An 18,434-nucleotide genomic window follows, 5' to 3' on the forward strand; every position below is an offset into this window, starting at 1 on the left:
CTGTGAGAGTAAGAATCATATTAGCCATATCATTACTCGCTATAAGCATTGTTGCTTGTGGTGACAAAGAAGAAAAAGAAGCACCCGTTCAAAAAGTGGAGCCCGTTGAGGTGTTACCACCAAGTAAAGTCTATGGGTATGTGCTTGACGACTATATTGTAGAGCGTGACACTGTAAAATCAGGAGATAGTTTTGGGAAAATACTTTTTGAATCCCATGTAGACTATGGAACTATTCAGCAAATTTCAGATACTATAAAAGAAGTTTTTGATACGCGTAAGATACAAGTAGGCAAACCTTATGTTTTACTAAAATCAAAAGACACAACAGAAACAGCAAAGGTTTTTATTTATGAAAAAAATAAAGAAGATTATGTTGTTGTAGACTTTCAAGATGAAGTTATTGCCGAAGAAAAATCACATCCAGTTACCATTGTAGAAAGAGAAGTATCTGGCGTTATAAATAGTAATTTGTCTTCTACATTTGATGAATTAGACACAAATGTTCTTGTAGCCTATAAAATGGCCGATATTTATGCATGGACGATAGATTTCTTTAAATTACAAAAGGGAGACCGGTTTAAAGTAATTTATGAAGAGCGTTATGTTAACGATAGTATTGCTGCAGGAATAGGAAGAATAAAAGCAAGTATTTTTGAACATAAAGGAAGACCTGTATACGCATATCTTTTTGAGAATGATTCATTGCCTGGAGGATCTGATTATTTTGATGAAAAAGGAGACAATCTAAGACGTGCATTTTTAAAAGGACCTCTTAAATTTAATAGAGTCTCATCCCGATATAATTTAAAGAGACGTATAAAATATTACGGTTATAAAGTACGTCCACACAAAGGAACAGACTTCGCTGGTGCTATTGGCACACCAATTCTTGCTACAGCAGATGGCACAGTTACTAAATCAGAGCGTCGCGGAGGTAATGGTAACTATGTAAAAATACGTCATAACGGAACCTATGAAACGCAATACCTACATATGCAAAAACGTATAGCGAGAGTAGGTGATTTTGTAAGACAAGGTGAGGTTATAGGTACTATAGGTATGACAGGAAATACGGGAGGACCTCATGTGTGCTACCGTTTTTGGAAAAATGGACGCCAAGTAGATCCGTTTAAAGAAGATCTTCCCGCTTCAGAACCACTGGCAGAAGATCTGAAACCTATATATGATAGCATAATGAAACCTTTGCAAAGACAACTTGAAGGAATTCCTTTCGCTTCAGAAAGTGAAGATATAGATGCTTCTACTACATTACAAGAACAAGATTTATAATCTACGGTAAATAACTACCCCATGAAAAATAGCAACCCAACTCAAACAAATGCGTGGAAGAAATTACAAGCGCATTTTGAAACCATAAAGGATACACATCTTACGTCGCTTTTTAAAGATACTAATAGAGCAGCTACATTTACAATACAATGGCAGGATTTTCTTGTAGATTATAGTAAAAATAGAATCACAGAAGAGACAAAAGAGCTTTTAGTAGAACTTGCAGAAGAAGTAGGGCTTGCTGAGGCTATTACAAGCTATTTTGGAGGAGAAGCCATTAATGCGACAGAAGATCGTGCTGTAATGCATACAGCGTTGAGAGATTTTTCAGGTACTGCTTTTCAAAAAGAAGAAGTTGCACAAGTACGTTCTTCTATAGAAACATTTACTAAAAGCATTATAGAAGGCACTCACAAAGGCGCTACTGGAAAAACAATTACCGATGTTGTAAATATAGGAATTGGAGGATCAGACTTAGGTCCAGTGATGATTGTAGAGGCTTTACAATATTATAAAAATCACCTCACTACGCATTTTATCTCAAATGTAGATGGAGATCATGTGATGGAAACCATTAAAGACCTTGATCCAGAAACAACACTTTTTGTTATTGTGTCTAAAACATTTACAACCCAAGAGACATTAAGTAATGCTACGACAGTACGTACGTGGTTTGTAGATAGATTAGGAGAAGAAGCTGTAGAACGTCACTTTGTAGCGGTGTCTACAAACTTAGAAGCTGTTCAGAATTTTGGAATTGCTTCACAGAATATTTTTCCCATGTGGAATTGGGTGGGAGGCCGTTTCTCTTTATGGAGTTCGGTAGGACTTTCTATTGCTCTTGCAGTGGGATATGATCATTTTGAAGCACTGCTTAAAGGAGCTCATGAGATGGATGTTCATTTTAAAGAACAGCCTTTCGGCGAAAATATTCCAGTGATTACAGCATTGTTAAGCGTTTGGTATAACAACTTCTTTGGAGCCGAAAGCGAAGCTGTCATTCCCTACACACAATACTTACACAGATTGCCAGCGTATTTACAACAAGCTATTATGGAAAGTAATGGTAAAAGTGTAGATCGTAATGGAACTCCTGTTTCTTATGAAACTGGAAATATTATTTGGGGCGAACCAGGTACCAATTCTCAACATGCATTCTTTCAATTAATTCATCAAGGAACCAAATTAATTCCAGCAGATTTTATTGGATTTAAGAAAAGCTTACACGGAAATACAGATCACCATGATAAATTAATGGCCAATTTCTTTGCGCAAACAGAGGCATTAATGAATGGTAAAACTGAAGCACAAGTACTATCGGAATTTGAGGGAAGTACGCTTTCGCGAAAGCGTATAGAGCAACTAACCCCTTTCAAAATTTTTGAAGGTAATAAACCTACCACTACGTATCTTATAGATGCGCTTTCTCCAAAGACTTTAGGAGCATTAATCGCTATGTATGAACATAAAATTTTTGTGCAAGGAGTTATTTGGAACATCTATAGTTATGACCAATGGGGTGTAGAGCTTGGTAAACAGCTTGCTAAACAAGTGCTTAGCGATTTTGAAGATGTAAAAACATCAAATCATGATGCTTCAACAAAGCAATTAATGATTTCTTATAAAAATGCATAAAAAATTATTTTTTTTCTAGTAAAATAGACTTTTAATAAATAAATCTTATGATATATTCATAATTGATGCATTGTGTTTATAAAAAACTCTATAATGTTAATTAATTAACGTTGTGATAATCTTAACAGATACAAGAATTGGTTAATTTTGCCATGCTTAATTCAATCAATTCATTATGAAGAAAATTACACTTTTATCTGTAATTGCTTTTTTACTTATGACGGCTATGTCATTTGCACAAGGGGTAACTACAAGTTCAATTAACGGTCGAGTATTAGACAATAATGGTGGCCCTTTACCAGGAGCTAACATTGTTGTAACTCACGTTCCAACAGGTTCTGTTTATGGAGCTGTTACAGACTTTGACGGTTTTTACCGTATTTCAAATATGAGGTCGGGAGGCCCTTATAATTTAACAATATCGTATGTAGGTTTTGAAGATTTCAAGAAAGAAGGATTTGTTCTTTCTCTAGGTGAGACTAGTAATATTAGTACATCAATGCAGGAATCTGCCAATGCACTCGATGAAATTGTGATTACTGCCATATCAAATGGTGTCTTTGATGCCAATAAAACTGGCTCAGAAACAACAATTAACCAAAAGAAAATTGAAGCGTTGCCTAATGTGTCAAGATCCATTGCAGATTTTGCACGTCTTACGCCAGAAGCGCAATTACGAGGAGATAATCAACTATCTATAGGAGGTCAGAATAATCGTTACAATGCGCTTTATGTTGACGGAGCTGTAAATAATGATGCTTTTGGTCTTTCTGGATCAGGAACCAATGGAGGTCAAACTGGAGTGAATCCAATTTCAATTGATGCTATCGAGTCATTTCAAGTAAATGTAGCTCCTTATGATGTGACTATTGGGGGTTTTGCAGGAGGTGCAATTAGTGCTGTTACGAAATCAGGAACTAATAAATTTAATGGGTCTGCTTATTACCTCTTAAGAAATGAGTCTCTTGCAGGTAAAACACCTGGAGACTTGGAAGATGACGAAAGAGAAAAACTAGCAGAATTTTCTGCTAAGACTTTTGGGGTAACAGCTGGAGGGCCAATTATTAAGGATAAATTATTCTTTTTTATAAATTATGAAGGTCAAAATGATGAAACACCACAACCATTTATTCCTGGAGATTATATTGGAGAATCAGGTATAGAGGGCGTTAATCAGTTTAGTCAGTTCTTATTGGACCAATATGGTTATAATGCTGGGACTTTTGATAATAATACAAGAACCTTGGAAAGTAATAAATTTCTTTTGAAATTAGATTGGAATATTAATGAAAATCACAAGTTGTCTTTTCGTAATAATTTAGTGCAGGCAGACTTTTTTGGGATAGGTCGTTCAAGCGCTAGAACTATTAACTTTACAGGTTCTGCTCAAAACTTTGAATCCAATACAAACACTGCTTCTCTAGAACTTAATTCTACATTCGGGAATAAGTATTCAAATAGATTTATTGTTGGCTACACAAGAGTAAGAGATGATAGAGGAATCAATGGAGATCCATTTCCATTTATAGAAATTAATGATGGTGATGCGAGAATTTTTGCAGGTTCTGAGCGTTTCTCTACGGCAAATTTATTAGAGCAAGATATTTTTACTCTTACAAACAACTTTCAGATATTTTCTGGACGTCATACAGTAACATTAGGAACACACAATGAGTATAGTTCTGTAAAGAATGTGTTTTTTGGTCGTAATTTTGGAGAGTATACATATAATTCATTAGAGGATTTCTTTAATGACGAGGCAAATGAGTTCCGTAGTAGTTATTCTCTATTAGGAGGTACTGGTGATGAATCTATAGGTGCTGCAGAATTTGATTTATTCCAGTTAGGATTTTATGCTCAAGACGAAGTGCAAATTTCTAATAATTTTAGACTTACTGGAGGTTTAAGAGTTGATTTGCCAGTATGGGATGATGGAAGAGGAAACGAAGATTTTAATAATAGAACTGTTGGTATATTAGAAGCAGCTGGAAAAGATCTTCAAGGAGCACGTGTAGGACAAGGGCCTAACACCAGGGCTCATATTTCTCCTAGATTAGGTTTCAACTGGGATGTAAAAGGTGATAAAACAACTCAAATTCGAGGAGGGATAGGAATGTTTACATCTAGAATACCTTTAGTATGGCCAGGAGGTGCATACAATAATACAGGTACAGTGGTAGCAAATACAAGAGTTTTTAGACCAAGTCCAGATTCAGGAAATACAAATTTAGTTCCTAACTTTAATCCAGATGTGAATTCTCAGTTTAGACAAGAAGGGGAATTTCAAGGTAATATAGATTTACTTGCAGATGATTTGATGTTGCCACAAGTATTTAAAAAGAGTTTTGCAATAGATCAAAAACTTGGAAAAGGATTTATTTTTTCTGGAGAAATTTCTCATAGTAGTGTAATTACAGGTCTTAACATAGAAAACTTAAATATCCAGGAGCGTTTTACAACCACAGGAGCTGGACCAAGACCTAATTTTGGAAACATTGGTTCTAGAAGTCCTGAGTTGATAGATGATACGTATGAAGGAATCTTTTTAATTTCAAACACAAATGACGGAGAAGCATATAATGTATCTGGAACCATTACTAAAAACTTTTATTCATCCAAAGTTGATGTAAGATCAAGTGCTACCTATTCTTATGGTAGGTCTACAACTGTTTTTGAAGGAACATCTTCTCAAAATATTTCTAATTGGGCTTTTAATGAAAGTGTTAATGGGTCTAATAATCTTGGAACGTCTATCTCTGATTTTAGTCAAGGTCATAGAACGCTAGCTAATGTTGTTGTAGATATTAAATGGACAGATAATGTAAAAACTACGATTGGTTTATTTTACCAAGGAGCTGAAGGAACACCTTATAGTTACGTTGTAGGTGGAGGTAGAAGTAATCGTTTAATTAATGATACTGGAGAAGGGTTTACGCCTTTACCATTTATCCCATCTAACTTCCAAGAGGCACAGTTAATTGATGATGGTGATGTAACTGCAGAAGAGCAATGGATAGCTTTAAATGCTTTTATAGAAGGTGATGATTATTTAAGAACTCGTAGAGGTCAATTTGCAGAGCGTAATAGAAGTAGAGCAGATTGGAGTCATGTTGTGGATTTGAAATTTGCACAAGAATTTTCATTGAAGATAGGTGAGCAAAAACATACATTTCAAGTATCAGCAGATATGTTTAACTTTACTAACTTTATCAATAAAGATTGGGGAAGAAGATTCTTTACAAGTGGATTTGATACGGCAACTCTTGTAAACTTTGAAGGTTTTGCAGATGATGGAACAACTCCTCAATACACATTTAATGATAGAGTAGAAGGGGGACTTAATCAAATAGATGATGCAGGTCTTAATTCATCTAGATGGCAAGCACAAATAGGGTTACGTTATATTTTTAACTAATACTTTTATAATAAGTGTTACGAATCTCAAAATAGCTATTATATATTTTAGATTGGTGATAATCAAAAAGCTCGATGAGGATTTCCTCATCGAGCTTTTTTGTTTATAACGCTTTTTAGGATTATAATTTATTGGTTTTAAGTATTTGTATAGTATTGTTTTATATGATAATAGTAAAGAGTAGAATAATTTGTGAAAATTATAAGTAAAATGAATGGGTAAGATTCTTTAAGTATTAGAACATCTTTATAAATAACCATAAAATTATAAATTCATGAAAAAAATAACTAAAAAGTTAAACTTTAAGAAGTTCAAAATTTTACAACTCATTTTACTTGTAGGATTCTTCTTGTCATGTTCAACTGAAGAATCATTTGAAACGGAAGAAGAGCAGTATAATACAGAAGATTTTATTATTACTACGGAGGCAAACGGAGATATAACCGTAACAATAGGATCGTATTCTCAAAAATATCCAGTAATTAATGGATTTGCCTCACAAAGACAATATCAGATTGATGATATGATACTTACTTATGATCAATTTAGGTCGTTTTTCCGATTTCGTCGTGATAATAATAGAGGTGTTTCGACAGATAATGAAGATCGTAGATGGGATAGTTTAGATATTTTCTATTATATAGAACCAGATATTCCTAATAGTGCAATAATAGAAAATGCATTAGCAATAGTCGAGGCTCAATTGCCATGCTTTTCTTTTATAGAAGTAGATTGTATTACGAATAATTGTAATTCTTTAGGGGGTTATATGAGATTTCGATCAATTGATGGTAACGTTAGTAGCTCTCCTGTTGGTAAAAATTCTACAGTTAATATAATAAGAATTGGTACGATTACGAATGTGGGAGTTGTCGTACATGAAATTGGACATTCTCTTGGCTTATTTCATGAACATACAAGAGCAGATAGAAATGATTTTGTTATTTACAATCCGAATTGTGTAGAGAGTGGTCGTGAAAATAATTTTAACATTAGTAATAATCAGATTGCAGTTGGACCTTTTGATTTTGCTTCTATAATGATTTATAGTTCTAGTACTTTTCAAGATGGTTGTTTTCCTTTGACAGATTTAAATGGCGATCCTTTTTTTAACACTAGAAATAATTTTTCAAATGGTGATATAGAGACGATACAGTTTATACACGATTTACAAACGAACTGCACAGGGCCCTTTGCAGAAGAATCTAGAATACTAGTAGATGCAGAAGCGACTCCAGAAGATCAAGTCTTTACTTATGATTATTTTGTAACTCTTTTTGAAAATGGAGTAGCAGTTTCTGCTACAGAAAATTTAACTATCAATTATAAAGTCGTAGAGGAAGTTACTTATGAAGATGGTAATTTTTCAGTAAGTGAAGTTTTTAGAACAACGTCAATAAATACAGGTCAACAGTCTAGTTTTCTTGAAACTGTGGTAGCAGAAGAAGCGCACTATGATTTTGGAGATCAAGATGGTCCTGCATATGAAAGATATATTGTTATCTTACCTGGCAATGGTTATCAAGTTAATTGAGAATGGTAATCGTTTTAAGTTATAGCTTATATATTTTCGGAAAAGTGTAAATTCTAAAACCTAACCGACATTAACTATGTTTTCGGTTTTTTATTTAGTAAAATTAACATTAATCACTTAATTTTGAGGAATTAAAAAATAATATCATGAAAAAATAAATATTTTTTTATTAATCTTTATTGCCTTTTTATCTTGTGAAAATGAAATTGAAGAAGATCTTCTTCAAGAAGAAAACAATTCATTTCTTACTGTAAAAGAAGAAATAGTCAACTTTACTCAAGACACTATATACATACCTGCAAAAGATGGAGGAAAAATAGCTTTGTTAAAGTATGATGATACTTTTTATTCTTGGGGGGATATGCTTTTGAACAAAGAACAAATAGAAGTATTGTCTAGATCGAGTGGTAATAGATCAGTAGCAATTAGTAATCTTTCTAAAAGATGGAATAATTTGTATATTCCATATAGATTTCATCCCAGTTTTTCTAGTGTTGAAAATGTACGTATTGCAATGAATAGAATAAGAGGTCGATTATCATGTATAAACTTTGTTGAATTGTCTTCTAATCAAACTGCAGATAGTTATATAGAGTTTAGAGATATTAATGATCCAATGATAGGAGGGGATTCTGCTTTGGGAAGACAAGGAGGACTGCAAGTAATTAGAATAAATCCCAATGCTTCTGATATTGGTACTGCTGTGCATGAGATTGGACATGCCTTAGGTTTATGGCACGAACATCAGCGATTTGATAGGGATAATTTTATTATCGTAAATGAAAATAATATAAATCCATTACAACTTGATCAGTTTGAAATCCCTTCTAATCAAGTTACAATAGGAACTTTTGATTTTAATTCTATCATGCTTTATCGCAATGACGCTTTCTTGTGTGATACTTGTACTGGTCTTACACTTACTAGGCTCGATGGATCAGAATGGATTAGTAATAGAACTAATTTTTCTATTGCTGATGCAGCTACTATTGCCCAAATACACGGATATCAGACTGATGAAATTCGTTTAAATAATAAATCTTTTGACAGAGTGCTTATAGATTTTGAAGCTTCCCCAGATACTCAATACAGAGAAGAAGAATTTTACTTGAACTTTAGTTCAAATCTTACATCGCCGTTGACAGTACGTTATGAAATTGTAGAAACTGTATCTAATATACAAACTCACCCCAGTGGACAGCAAACAACAATAACCAATCATACTGTGACACTACCAGCTGGTCAAAGTTCATACCTGATTACAACATTAGTGACATTAGATCAATATTATGATTTTGGAGAACCAGACGGTCCTCAATACACAAGATCTGCTAATTTAGCTGATTATTGTGGCTCGTTATTTAGAAGTAGATAGTAAATAAGAAATAATTACTTGCTATTTTGAAATGCTGTTTGAGTAAATCTTACAGCATTTTTTGCTTTAAAATGCCCTATCTTTGAGTAGTAATTATTTAAACACCCACCATTATGTATTCTACAATTCAATTTGTACACTCTATATGGGCTTATTTAGTCCTTGCTATATTAGTGATCACTACGATTAACTCACTTGCTAAGTTCTTTGGAAAAAAAGAATATGGTGCAAAAGATATGCGTTTGGCACTTTTTACATTAATCACGATGCACCTTCAGCTATTGATAGGATTGGTATTGTTCTTTGTGTCTCCTAATGGCTTAAATGCTATTACAACAAATGGTATGGGAGGATTATCTAGTGCAGCACGTAAACTAGCAGTAGAGCATCCTACATTGATGATTATTGCAATTGTGCTAGTAACTATTGGATATTCTAAACATAAGAAACAACGTTTGTCTACGCCTAAGTTCAAAAAACTAGCTATTTTCTATACACTGGCACTTATTGCGGTATTAGCAATGATCCCATGGAATCAATGGTTCTAAAAGATAGAAAACACGATATATAGAAAAAGGGAAGATGTAATATCTCCCCTTTTTTAGTTTTTGGTATATGCTTTTGCGATCCTGCCTATAGGTAGGCAAGAGCTTGTAAAATGCCCTGCTTATTTTGTAGCGACTTCTTTAATTAAGATAATATACACTGGGAAATGATCACTATATCCTCCTGTGTATCCACCATTAGCAAAACTACGATACGGATAGCCTTTGTAACGTCCTTTAGGGTTGCTTAAGTAGTTTTTGTTATAAATACCTGCTTTAAAATACCTATAAGAACTATAGTCTTTACGAAGCAGTGGCTCTGTAACTAAAATTTGATCAAAAAGATTCCATCCATCTCGATACGCTAAGGTGCCTATTCCTTTTTTGAACATAGGTTCCATAGGATTGTAAATCATCTTATCTTTTACCTTCTCTTTATTTCCTTGCGCTTTCAATACTTTCTTTACACTAGGACTTGTAGGGTCATCATTAAGATCTCCCATCGTAATGATCTTTGCGTATGGGTCATTACTCTGTAAGCTATCGATAAGTTTTTTATTAAGTGCGGCAGCAGCCATACGTTTTTTGCGACTACGTGCTTCTCCTCCAGAACGTGACGGCCAGTGATTTACAATAATATGAATCATATCACCGTCTAATAATCCAGATACTAATAATTGATCACGTGTAAATCTTCGTTTTGTAGGATCTTCATTATCGTAAATAATAAGTTCGTGTTTACTAATGTTTTTAGGTGTAAACAGTGCTTTTTGATACATAAGCGCTACGTCAATCCCTCTTCGGTCTGGAGAATCAAAATGAGCAATCCCATAATCTTTCTCTAGCAATTGTGGGTCATTAGCGAGGTCTTCTATGGTTTTTCTATTTTCTATTTCAGCAAGCCCAATAATGGCAGGTGAATTCTTAGTGATATCCATTCCAATTTCTGAAATAACGCGTGCCATTTTCTGGACTTTATCTGCATAAATAGCTTCGGTCCAATGGTCTTTTCCGTTGGGAGTTCGGTCGTCATCAAAGGTGATCGGGTCGTTTTCTGTATCAAACAGGTTTTCAACGTTGTAGAATGCAATGGTGTGTGGTTTGTATGTTTTTTGATCTTGCGCTTTCGCGAAAGCGAACGATACTATAAAAACAATAAATAGATACTTTTTTAAGTACATTGTAGTGCGTGTATTAATTTTCTGTAAAGAGATAAACATATCTCGTGCCAAAGGTAATCATTCCCTCGAAAATGAGTACTTTTGCGCGGCAAATGTAAAGGTTTTCTTAATGAAGGAAGCCCGATGTTAACTAAACTAATTTATGAAGTACATTTTTTTTAAACTTTTACTTGTTTTTGCAATGTTACCAGTCATTGCTCAAACGTCTGTAAAAGGAACAGTAATTGACAGAATTACCACAGAAAACTTAGCCGAGGCTACTGTTTTTATAGAAGGTACGAGTCAAACGATGCAGACAGGTGCAGATGGAGCATTTGTTTTAACACAAGTTCCGGTAGGAGATCAAATTCTTTCGATCTCAAAAAATGGATACGTGACTAGACGTTTTCCAGTGGTTATTAATGAAGGACAAACACTAGATTTAGGAGAAGTAACTCTTGATGTAGATGTAGCAAAAGAACAAGAACTAAACGGGCTTATTTCATTATCTGACAATGATCTTAATGGAGAAGATGATGATATAGGCGGTTTGAATGTTTCAGGATTACTTTCGGCGGGACGCGATACATATTTAAGTGCTGCAGCTTTTGATTGGAGTGCTACTTTTTTCAGACCTAGAGGGCTTGATAATGCCAACGGTAAATTACTTATCAATGGTATCGAAATGAACAAGCAGTTTAGTGGTCGTCCTCAATGGGGAAACTGGGGAGGTCTTAATGATGTACAACGTAATCGTGAATTTACACAAGGGCTTTCTGCAAATGAATATTCTTTTGGAGGACTGGCTGGAACTACAAATATAGATATGAGAGCTTCTCAATATCGTAAAGGAGGTCGTGTCTCTTATGCTTCTGCAAATCGTTCATATCAAGGAAGAATAATGGCAAGCTATAGTTCTGGAGTAAGAGCAGATGGTTGGGCATATACAATCCTTGCTTCGAGACGTTTTGGAAACGAAGGATATATAGATGGAACATTATATGATGCAAATTCGTTTTTTGCTTCTGTAGAGAAAAAGTTTAATGATCAACACAGTCTTAACTTTACATCTATTTATACTCCAAACAGAAGAGGACGTAGTACGGCTCTCACACAAGAGATTTTTAATCTTAAAGGAAGACAGTACAATCCTTTTTGGGGATATCAGAATGGTCAAATACGTAATACACGTATTAGAGAAATAGAAGAGCCTATCTTAATGTTAAATCATACATGGAATGTTTCTGATAAAACAACCATAAATACAAACTTAGGATACCAAACAGGAACTATTAAGAATAGCCGAATTGATAATAATGGTACGACACTTATCCAGTCAAATGGACAAGATTTTTTTGCAGGAGGTGCTCGTAACCCTTCTCCAGACTATTATCAATTACTACCAAGTTTCTTTTTACAAGATGAAAACCCTACTGCAAATGATTTTCAAAATGCATTCTTAGCACAACAAGATTTTGTAAATGATGGGCAGTTTGATTGGAACTTATTATACGAAAGTAATGCTACCTTAAGAGAGCAAGGTAGAAATGCATTATATGTTGTTCAGAATGACGTTATAGAAGATAACCAGTTAAGTGCAAACATTATTATAAATAGTGCACTTACAGATAATATTACTTTAAATGGAAATGTAAGTTACCGTAACTTGAGTAGTGAAAATTATGCAGAGGTAGAAGATTTACTTGGTGCTACGGGGTATTTAGACATCGATAACTTTACAGAAGCAGAATCTGGAGACTCATCAGGGATTATCTCTACAGCTAGTGCGCAAAGTGATGTACGTAATCCTAACCGAATTGTAGGAGAAGGAGATCGTTATAAGTATAATTATGAAATTGATGCCGATGTTGTATCTGGTTTCGCGCAAGCGCAATTTAAATACAACAAAGTAGACTTTTATGTAGGAGGTACGGTTACACAAACTACGTATCAACGTAATGGTTTATTTGAAAATGGAAACTTTCAAAACGTAGAAGGTTCTGTAGGTTCTTTTGGTAATAGTGAAAAATTAGACTTTACTACAGGAGGGATAAAAGGAGGGCTTACATATAAGATTACAGGACGTCATGTTATAGATGTAAATGGAGGATATTATACGAATGCACCGACGATACGTAACTCTTTTGTAAATGCACGTCAAAATAACGAAGTGGTAGAAGGATTAGAAAGTGAGCAAATACAATCTGTAGATGTAAGTTATATTTTTAGATCACCACTTGTAAAAGGAAGACTTACGGGATATTATACTGGATTTGAAAATGGAACAGATTTAGGATTTTATTTTACAGAAGATCTCGGAGGTTTAGGAGCAGATGGAGATGCGTTTGTACAAGAAATACTTACCAATGTAGGGAGACGTAATATGGGAATAGAGCTTGGACTTGAAGCACAAGTATTACCAACGCTTAAATTAAAAGCGGCAGCAAGTGTAGGACAGTATACATTTACAAATAATCCTAACTTATACTTACGAAGTGATGACTTTGATGGCGCGTTACGTTTTGGAGATGGTACAACAAACTTAAAAGATGTACACGTAGCAGGTGGTCCAGAAAGAGCATTCCAGTTAGGGTTTGAATATAGAGATCCAGATTTCTGGAATATTGGTGTAACAACCAATTATTTTTCTAATGCTTATATTGATGTAAGTAATCTAGCACGTTCTGCAAATTTTGTAACAGATAGCGATGGTTTACCAATTAATGATTTTGATGCAAATGTTGCTAGAGGATTATTAAAGCAACAAGAATTTAATGATTACTTTTTAGTAAATGTTACTGGAGGAAAGTCATGGAGAGTAAACGATTACTTTTTAGGGTTTTTTGCCACTATAAATAATGTGTTAGATCAAGAGTATGTGACTGGAGGTTTTGAGCAATCGCGTAATGCAACATTTAGAAATGTACGTGATGATCAAGCAAGAGAAAACGGACCTGTGTTTGGACCGAGATTTTTCTTTGGAAACGGAACTACATACTACGTGAACTTTTACGTTCGCTTTTAATTAAAAATATCAAGAAATTATAGAATTATATACGATTATGAAAACAATAAAATTAACACAAATATTCGCAATGCTAGTAGCTGTAGTAGTACTAGTTTCTTGTGTGCAAGATGATGACTTTTCTGTGCCAGAACTAAATCCTGGAGTAGTCACAATAGAAGGGCAAAGTGTAGGTATCAGTAGTGTTGCTGGGCAAGTAGCGCAGGCTATAGAAAATGGAGATGCTACATTTACGTATGAAGGAACAGATACATTTATAGAAGGATATGTGATTTCTAGTGATGAATCAGGTAACTTCTTTGAAGAGTTTGTTATTCAAGATAGTCCAGAAAACCCAGTAGCGGGGATTAGAGTTTTAATAGATGTAAATCCTTTATTTACGAGCTATGAAGTAGGTAGAAAAGTGTTTATTCGATTAGATGGACTTACGGCAGGTATTTCTAATGGAGTGCTTTCATTAGGAATTGCTGATGGTGGCGCTATTGGGAAGATTCAAGCTCCTAAGCAAGACGATGTTATTGTAAGAAGTACTGATGTTGTAGATATTGTTCCTCTACCTCTTACATTTTCTGAATTTACAAATGATAAAACAAACTTATTTATTGCGCTTCAGGATGTTCAATTTAGTGCAGACGAGGTGATCAATAATCAAAGAACATATGCATCAGAAGCTCAAGATGAATTTGATGGTGAGCGTGTATTAGAAGATTGTGCAACAGGAGGAAGAACAATCCTAAGCACAAGTACATTTTCAGACTTTAAAGCATTAACACTTCCAGCAGGAAGAGGTACTATTAATGGAATACTTACTAAAGATTTCTTTGGAGAGGTTTTTAATATAGCAATTAATGATCCAAGTAATGTGGTGTTTGTTGAAGGTGACCGTTGTGATTTATGTGGAATTGCTGATGAGGTTGGAACAGGTGTTGTATTTGCAGATAACCTAGCAAGTGGATCATTAAGTAGTGAGTGGACTAATTTTGCACAAGAAGGTTCAGAGGTATGGGAATCATTTAGTGCAGGTGGTGGTTTTGGTACTGCTGCAAGAATAGGCTCTTTTATGTCTGGTGATGCAAGTACTGTAACTTGGTTAATTACACCAGAGATTGATTTTGATGCTCAGGAAATGGAAACACTTAATTTTGAAACTTCAAATAGTTTTGCTGATGGGAGTGAGTTAACATTACTTTTTGCAGATGATTGGGATGGAGATACAGCAACGATAGATGATGCTAACTGGAGACCTATATTAGAAGGAACTATTGTTTCTGATGATACATTCTTTCAGGATTGGGAACCTTCTGGCAACATTGATTTATCTTGTATAGAAGGAACTGCTCATATAGCATTCAAATATGTAGGTAGTGGAGAAGAAGATTTTGATGGAACATTTGAGTTAGACAACTTTGCGATAAACAGTATGGATGATGGTTCAACGACTGGAGGTGGAACTGTAGATTGTGGTACTGCAAGTAGTGCTGGAGGAACTGTTTTATTTGAAGACTTTTTTGAAACACAAACAGCAAATCAACCTATTTCTGGAAATGGATGGGTAAACTTTCAAGAAGCCGGAACACAAGAATGGTCCGCTTTTTCTAGTACAGGGCAAAATCCTTCATTAGGAATTTCTGCTAGAGTAGGATCTTTTATGTCTGGTGACGCTTCTACAATATCATGGTTAGTGACGCCAGAACTTGATTTAGACGCTCAGGACGGTGAAACACTTCAGTTTATGACATCTAATAGTTTCTCTGATGGAAGTACGTTAGAACTTCTCTTTTCAAGTGATTGGGATGGAGTGCCGGCTAATATCCCTACAGCTACTTGGGATGCAATTCCTGCAGGAATTATTGTAGACGATGCAGATGATTTTGGAGATTGGATTGATTCTGGAATTGTAGATCTTTCTTGTATAGAAGGAAGTGGTTATATCGCTTTCAAATATGTAGGAAGTGGAGATTCAAATTTTGATGGAACGTACGAGCTTGATGAAATTCAAATCAATGCTCAGTAAATAGATACTGTAACAGATTTAAAAAATCCCGATACTATAAAGTGTCGGGATTTTTTATGCTTATTTATTATGAAGTTTGGTTTTATACGCTTTCGCGAAAGCGTATAAAGAATCATTAAAAGTCTTCCTGAATACTCTTATTTTATTGTTAATGCTATTGAAGTAACATTGTTTCTTTCTAGATATTTGATAAAATATTTGTTATAAACTGAAGTCAGAAAAGGCGAACTCGAAATCTTCTATATTCAGTATGCTTTTTTAGACTATGAGATGTTTTCTTATTATGAAAAATAATGGATAAAAATATGGGGGTCTTTTATCTTTATGAGTAAAAATTACTTTGGTGATTTTGGAAGTTACATGCTTCTTAATAAGAAGTATATAAGGTTCTGCTTATTTGTATTGTAGAATCCCGTCTATAATATTCTCATTGTATTATTCTTATACTTTTATGGATTACTTTAAATAGTGGTATATACTTAAAAAGGCTTCCTACGAGTAGAAAGCCTTTTTAATTGAGTGAGTGTTTAAACTATGATTTGTTATTTTACAATCTTAAAGACACAACGTCTGTTAAGTTGGTGCTCATCTTTTGAGCAAGCAGACTCTTCACAAGAAACTGCTAGTTCACTTTCTCCTTTTCCTATTCCAGAAATGCGACTTGCATCTATTCCTTTGCTGATTACATAATCACGCATAGATTCAGCTCTTTTTTGAGAAAGTATTTGGTTATATGATTCTGGTCCACGAACGTCTGTATGACTTTCTGCAGAAATTACTAAATCTGGATATTTGTTCATAGTAGCAACAAGACGATCTAGTTCTGCTGCAGCATCTGAACGTATATTCCATTTGTCAAAATCAAAATAAATCGGATTTAAGACAACTTCATCAGGAGTAATTGTTGGTTCCTTTTGAAGCGTGATGATAAGATTTGCAGATTTCTTAGCTACAGAAATTGTTCTTTCAGCAGGTATATATCCATCTGCAGATGCCATTACTTTATATTCTCTTTTGCATTTAGAGCTAAATAAGTATTTTCCAGTTGTAGTAGCTGTGTCAGAATCTGTAGTACTTTCAGTAATATTCATAATTTCTACTAAAGCTTTAGAAATACCATTACCATCTGTATCTTCTACAGTGATAGTTACATCTACATCACAAGGAGGTAATTTACCTAATACGTAAATATCATCTCCACCTTTTCCTCCTCTTCTGTTTGAAGAAACATAACCAGTTCCTTTTTCTACATCTATATTTGCTCCAAAGTCATCATTACCACTATTTACACCTGGTCCTAAATTTTCAGGAAAAGAAAATGAACTTCCATTTTTCTCAGCCACAAATACATCAAGACCTCCAAGACCTAATTGGCCATTACTTGAGAAGTATAAATCTCCATTAGAAGCGATAAAAGGAAATGCTTCAGTAGCTATTGTATTAATATTACTTCCTAAATTTTTAGGCTCTCCATAAGAATTGTCAGCTTTAATCTCAACCATATAGATGTCAGATCCACCTTGTCCTCCAGGTTTGTCACTAGAGAAGTATAATGTTTTTCCATCTGGGCTAATCGCTGGGTGACCTGTTGAATAGTTGTCATCATTAAAAGGAACAGGCTCTATATTCACCCATTCTCCAGCTACTTTTTCTGCTGAATAAAGATTAATTTGATTTACACCTTCTTCATCTTTTTCTAAATCGCCTTCATAATAGTTATTACGATCAAAAAACATACGCTTTCCGTCTGGCGTTATAGCGATAGTCCCTTCATGGTATTTTGAGTTTACATCTCCACTTAATAATTCAGCATTACTAACCTTAGATCCATCTGTAGTTGCAGCGTAGATATCTAAAAATGGTTCTCCATTTAAATTATGGCTTTTACGATCTGTATTTCTAGAAGATGAAAAGTAAATTTTGTTGTCTTTTGTAAATGCTCCGAAATCAGAATATTTTGTATTAATATTCCCTGCATTTGTAATCGTATATAGTGGATCACGTTCTTCTAACTCTTCTAGGTAATCTTGATTTTTTAGGTATATAGCAGCTCTAGGGTCATTAGAATTTGCCTTTACAAAACGTTTCATCCATTTTTTATAATCACTAGATTTTCCATTTGCTTTTAAAACTTCAGCATATGCAAATAGTGTCTCAGGATTTGCTTTTTTATTTTTAACAACACGTTTGTAAAAAGATTCTGCTTTTTTAGTGTCATTAAGAATAGTATAGGTGCGTGCTAATTGTGTGTAGACGTACTCATCTGCTTTTCCTTTTTCAATAAGGCTCGTATATTCTTCGATAGCTTCTGTATACGCTAATCTATCAAATAATTGATCTGCCTTTTTTGTGTCTTTGCTTTGTGCATTTGCAAAATTAATACTCGTAGCAACAAGTAGTATGTATATGTAAAACTTCTTCATCTTGTACTGTATTTTA

10 protein-coding genes are annotated in these 18,434 nt (G+C 34.3%); 8 read left to right on the plus strand and 2 right to left on the minus strand.

Translation table 11 applies throughout. The features are described 5' to 3' along the window. Positions 1-2: 2 nt before the first annotated feature. The 6 genes from Q1A60_RS06870 (at position 3) to Q1A60_RS06895 (ending at position 9,799) form a co-directional block, all read left to right on the plus strand. A complete protein-coding gene (locus Q1A60_RS06870) occupies positions 3-1,292 on the plus strand; it encodes a peptidoglycan DD-metalloendopeptidase family protein (RefSeq protein WP_299764181.1) in 1,290 nt (429 codons plus the stop codon). 21 nt (positions 1,293-1,313) lie between these two features. Continuing rightward, positions 1,314-2,927 (plus strand): glucose-6-phosphate isomerase, encoded by a 1,614-nt coding sequence (gene pgi, locus Q1A60_RS06875; protein ID WP_299764179.1) that lies wholly within the window; start codon positions 1,314-1,316, stop codon positions 2,925-2,927. Between the two features lie 175 nt (positions 2,928-3,102). Then, positions 3,103-6,342: a carboxypeptidase regulatory-like domain-containing protein gene (locus Q1A60_RS06880; protein WP_299764177.1), complete on the plus strand. Its 3,240-nt coding sequence runs from the start codon at positions 3,103-3,105 to the stop codon at positions 6,340-6,342. A gap of 274 nt (positions 6,343-6,616) precedes the next feature. Next, entirely contained in the window at positions 6,617-7,876 is a 1,260-nt protein-coding gene (locus Q1A60_RS06885) for a M12 family metallopeptidase (protein ID WP_299764175.1), read from the plus strand. A 361-nt stretch (positions 7,877-8,237) separates the two neighbouring features. Then, positions 8,238-9,251, plus strand: coding sequence for a M12 family metallopeptidase (locus tag Q1A60_RS06890; protein ID WP_299764173.1), 1,014 nt, complete (start codon positions 8,238-8,240; stop codon positions 9,249-9,251). Positions 9,252-9,364: 113 nt separating this feature from the next. Next, the gene (locus Q1A60_RS06895; RefSeq protein WP_299675862.1) at positions 9,365-9,799 is read left to right on the plus strand and encodes a hypothetical protein; all 435 of its coding nucleotides are present in this window, start codon (positions 9,365-9,367) and stop codon (positions 9,797-9,799) included. A 119-nt stretch (positions 9,800-9,918) separates the two neighbouring features. Here the strand turns inward: Q1A60_RS06895 and Q1A60_RS06900 are convergent, their stop codons facing one another. Further along, on the minus strand, positions 9,919-10,977 hold the full coding sequence (locus tag Q1A60_RS06900) for an endonuclease/exonuclease/phosphatase family protein (RefSeq protein ID WP_299764170.1): 1,059 nt from the start codon (positions 10,975-10,977) through the stop codon (positions 9,919-9,921). 142 nt (positions 10,978-11,119) lie between these two features. On the opposite strand from Q1A60_RS06900, the gene Q1A60_RS06905 reads away from it, so the two are divergent. Together Q1A60_RS06905 and Q1A60_RS06910 are read left to right on the plus strand one after the other, a co-directional pair. Continuing rightward, a complete protein-coding gene (locus Q1A60_RS06905) occupies positions 11,120-13,981 on the plus strand; it encodes a TonB-dependent receptor (protein ID WP_299764168.1) in 2,862 nt (953 codons plus the stop codon). Positions 13,982-14,018: 37 nt separating this feature from the next. Beyond that, complete coding sequence (locus Q1A60_RS06910) at positions 14,019-15,995, plus strand: DUF5689 domain-containing protein (RefSeq protein WP_299764165.1); 1,977 nt, start codon at positions 14,019-14,021, stop codon at positions 15,993-15,995. A gap of 542 nt (positions 15,996-16,537) precedes the next feature. On the opposite strand, the gene Q1A60_RS06915 is transcribed toward Q1A60_RS06910, so the two are convergent. Further along, positions 16,538-18,418: an OmpA family protein gene (locus Q1A60_RS06915; RefSeq protein WP_299764163.1), complete on the minus strand. Its 1,881-nt coding sequence runs from the start codon at positions 18,416-18,418 to the stop codon at positions 16,538-16,540. Positions 18,419-18,434: the final 16 nt, after the last annotated feature.

The organism is uncultured Dokdonia sp., from assembly GCF_947492535.1.
Taxonomy (GTDB): domain Bacteria; phylum Bacteroidota; class Bacteroidia; order Flavobacteriales; family Flavobacteriaceae; genus Dokdonia.

What these genes read in the sequence shown, in the direction of transcription:
- pgi (WP_299764179.1), top strand. Translation starts at nt 1,314, where the DNA reads ATGAAAAATAGCAACCCAACTCAAACAAATGCGTGGAAGAAATTACAA.
- Q1A60_RS06880 (WP_299764177.1), top strand. Translation starts at nt 3,103, where the DNA reads ATGAAGAAAATTACACTTTTATCTGTAATTGCTTTTTTACTTATGACG.
- Q1A60_RS06885 (WP_299764175.1), top strand. Translation starts at nt 6,617, where the DNA reads ATGAAAAAAATAACTAAAAAGTTAAACTTTAAGAAGTTCAAAATTTTA.
- Q1A60_RS06890 (WP_299764173.1), top strand. Translation starts at nt 8,238, where the DNA reads ATGCTTTTGAACAAAGAACAAATAGAAGTATTGTCTAGATCGAGTGGT.
- Q1A60_RS06895 (WP_299675862.1), top strand. Translation starts at nt 9,365, where the DNA reads ATGTATTCTACAATTCAATTTGTACACTCTATATGGGCTTATTTAGTC.
- Q1A60_RS06900 (WP_299764170.1), bottom strand. Translation starts at nt 10,977, where the DNA reads ATGTACTTAAAAAAGTATCTATTTATTGTTTTTATAGTATCGTTCGCT.
- Q1A60_RS06905 (WP_299764168.1), top strand. Translation starts at nt 11,120, where the DNA reads ATGAAGTACATTTTTTTTAAACTTTTACTTGTTTTTGCAATGTTACCA.
- Q1A60_RS06910 (WP_299764165.1), top strand. Translation starts at nt 14,019, where the DNA reads ATGAAAACAATAAAATTAACACAAATATTCGCAATGCTAGTAGCTGTA.
- Q1A60_RS06915 (WP_299764163.1), bottom strand. Translation starts at nt 18,418, where the DNA reads ATGAAGAAGTTTTACATATACATACTACTTGTTGCTACGAGTATTAAT.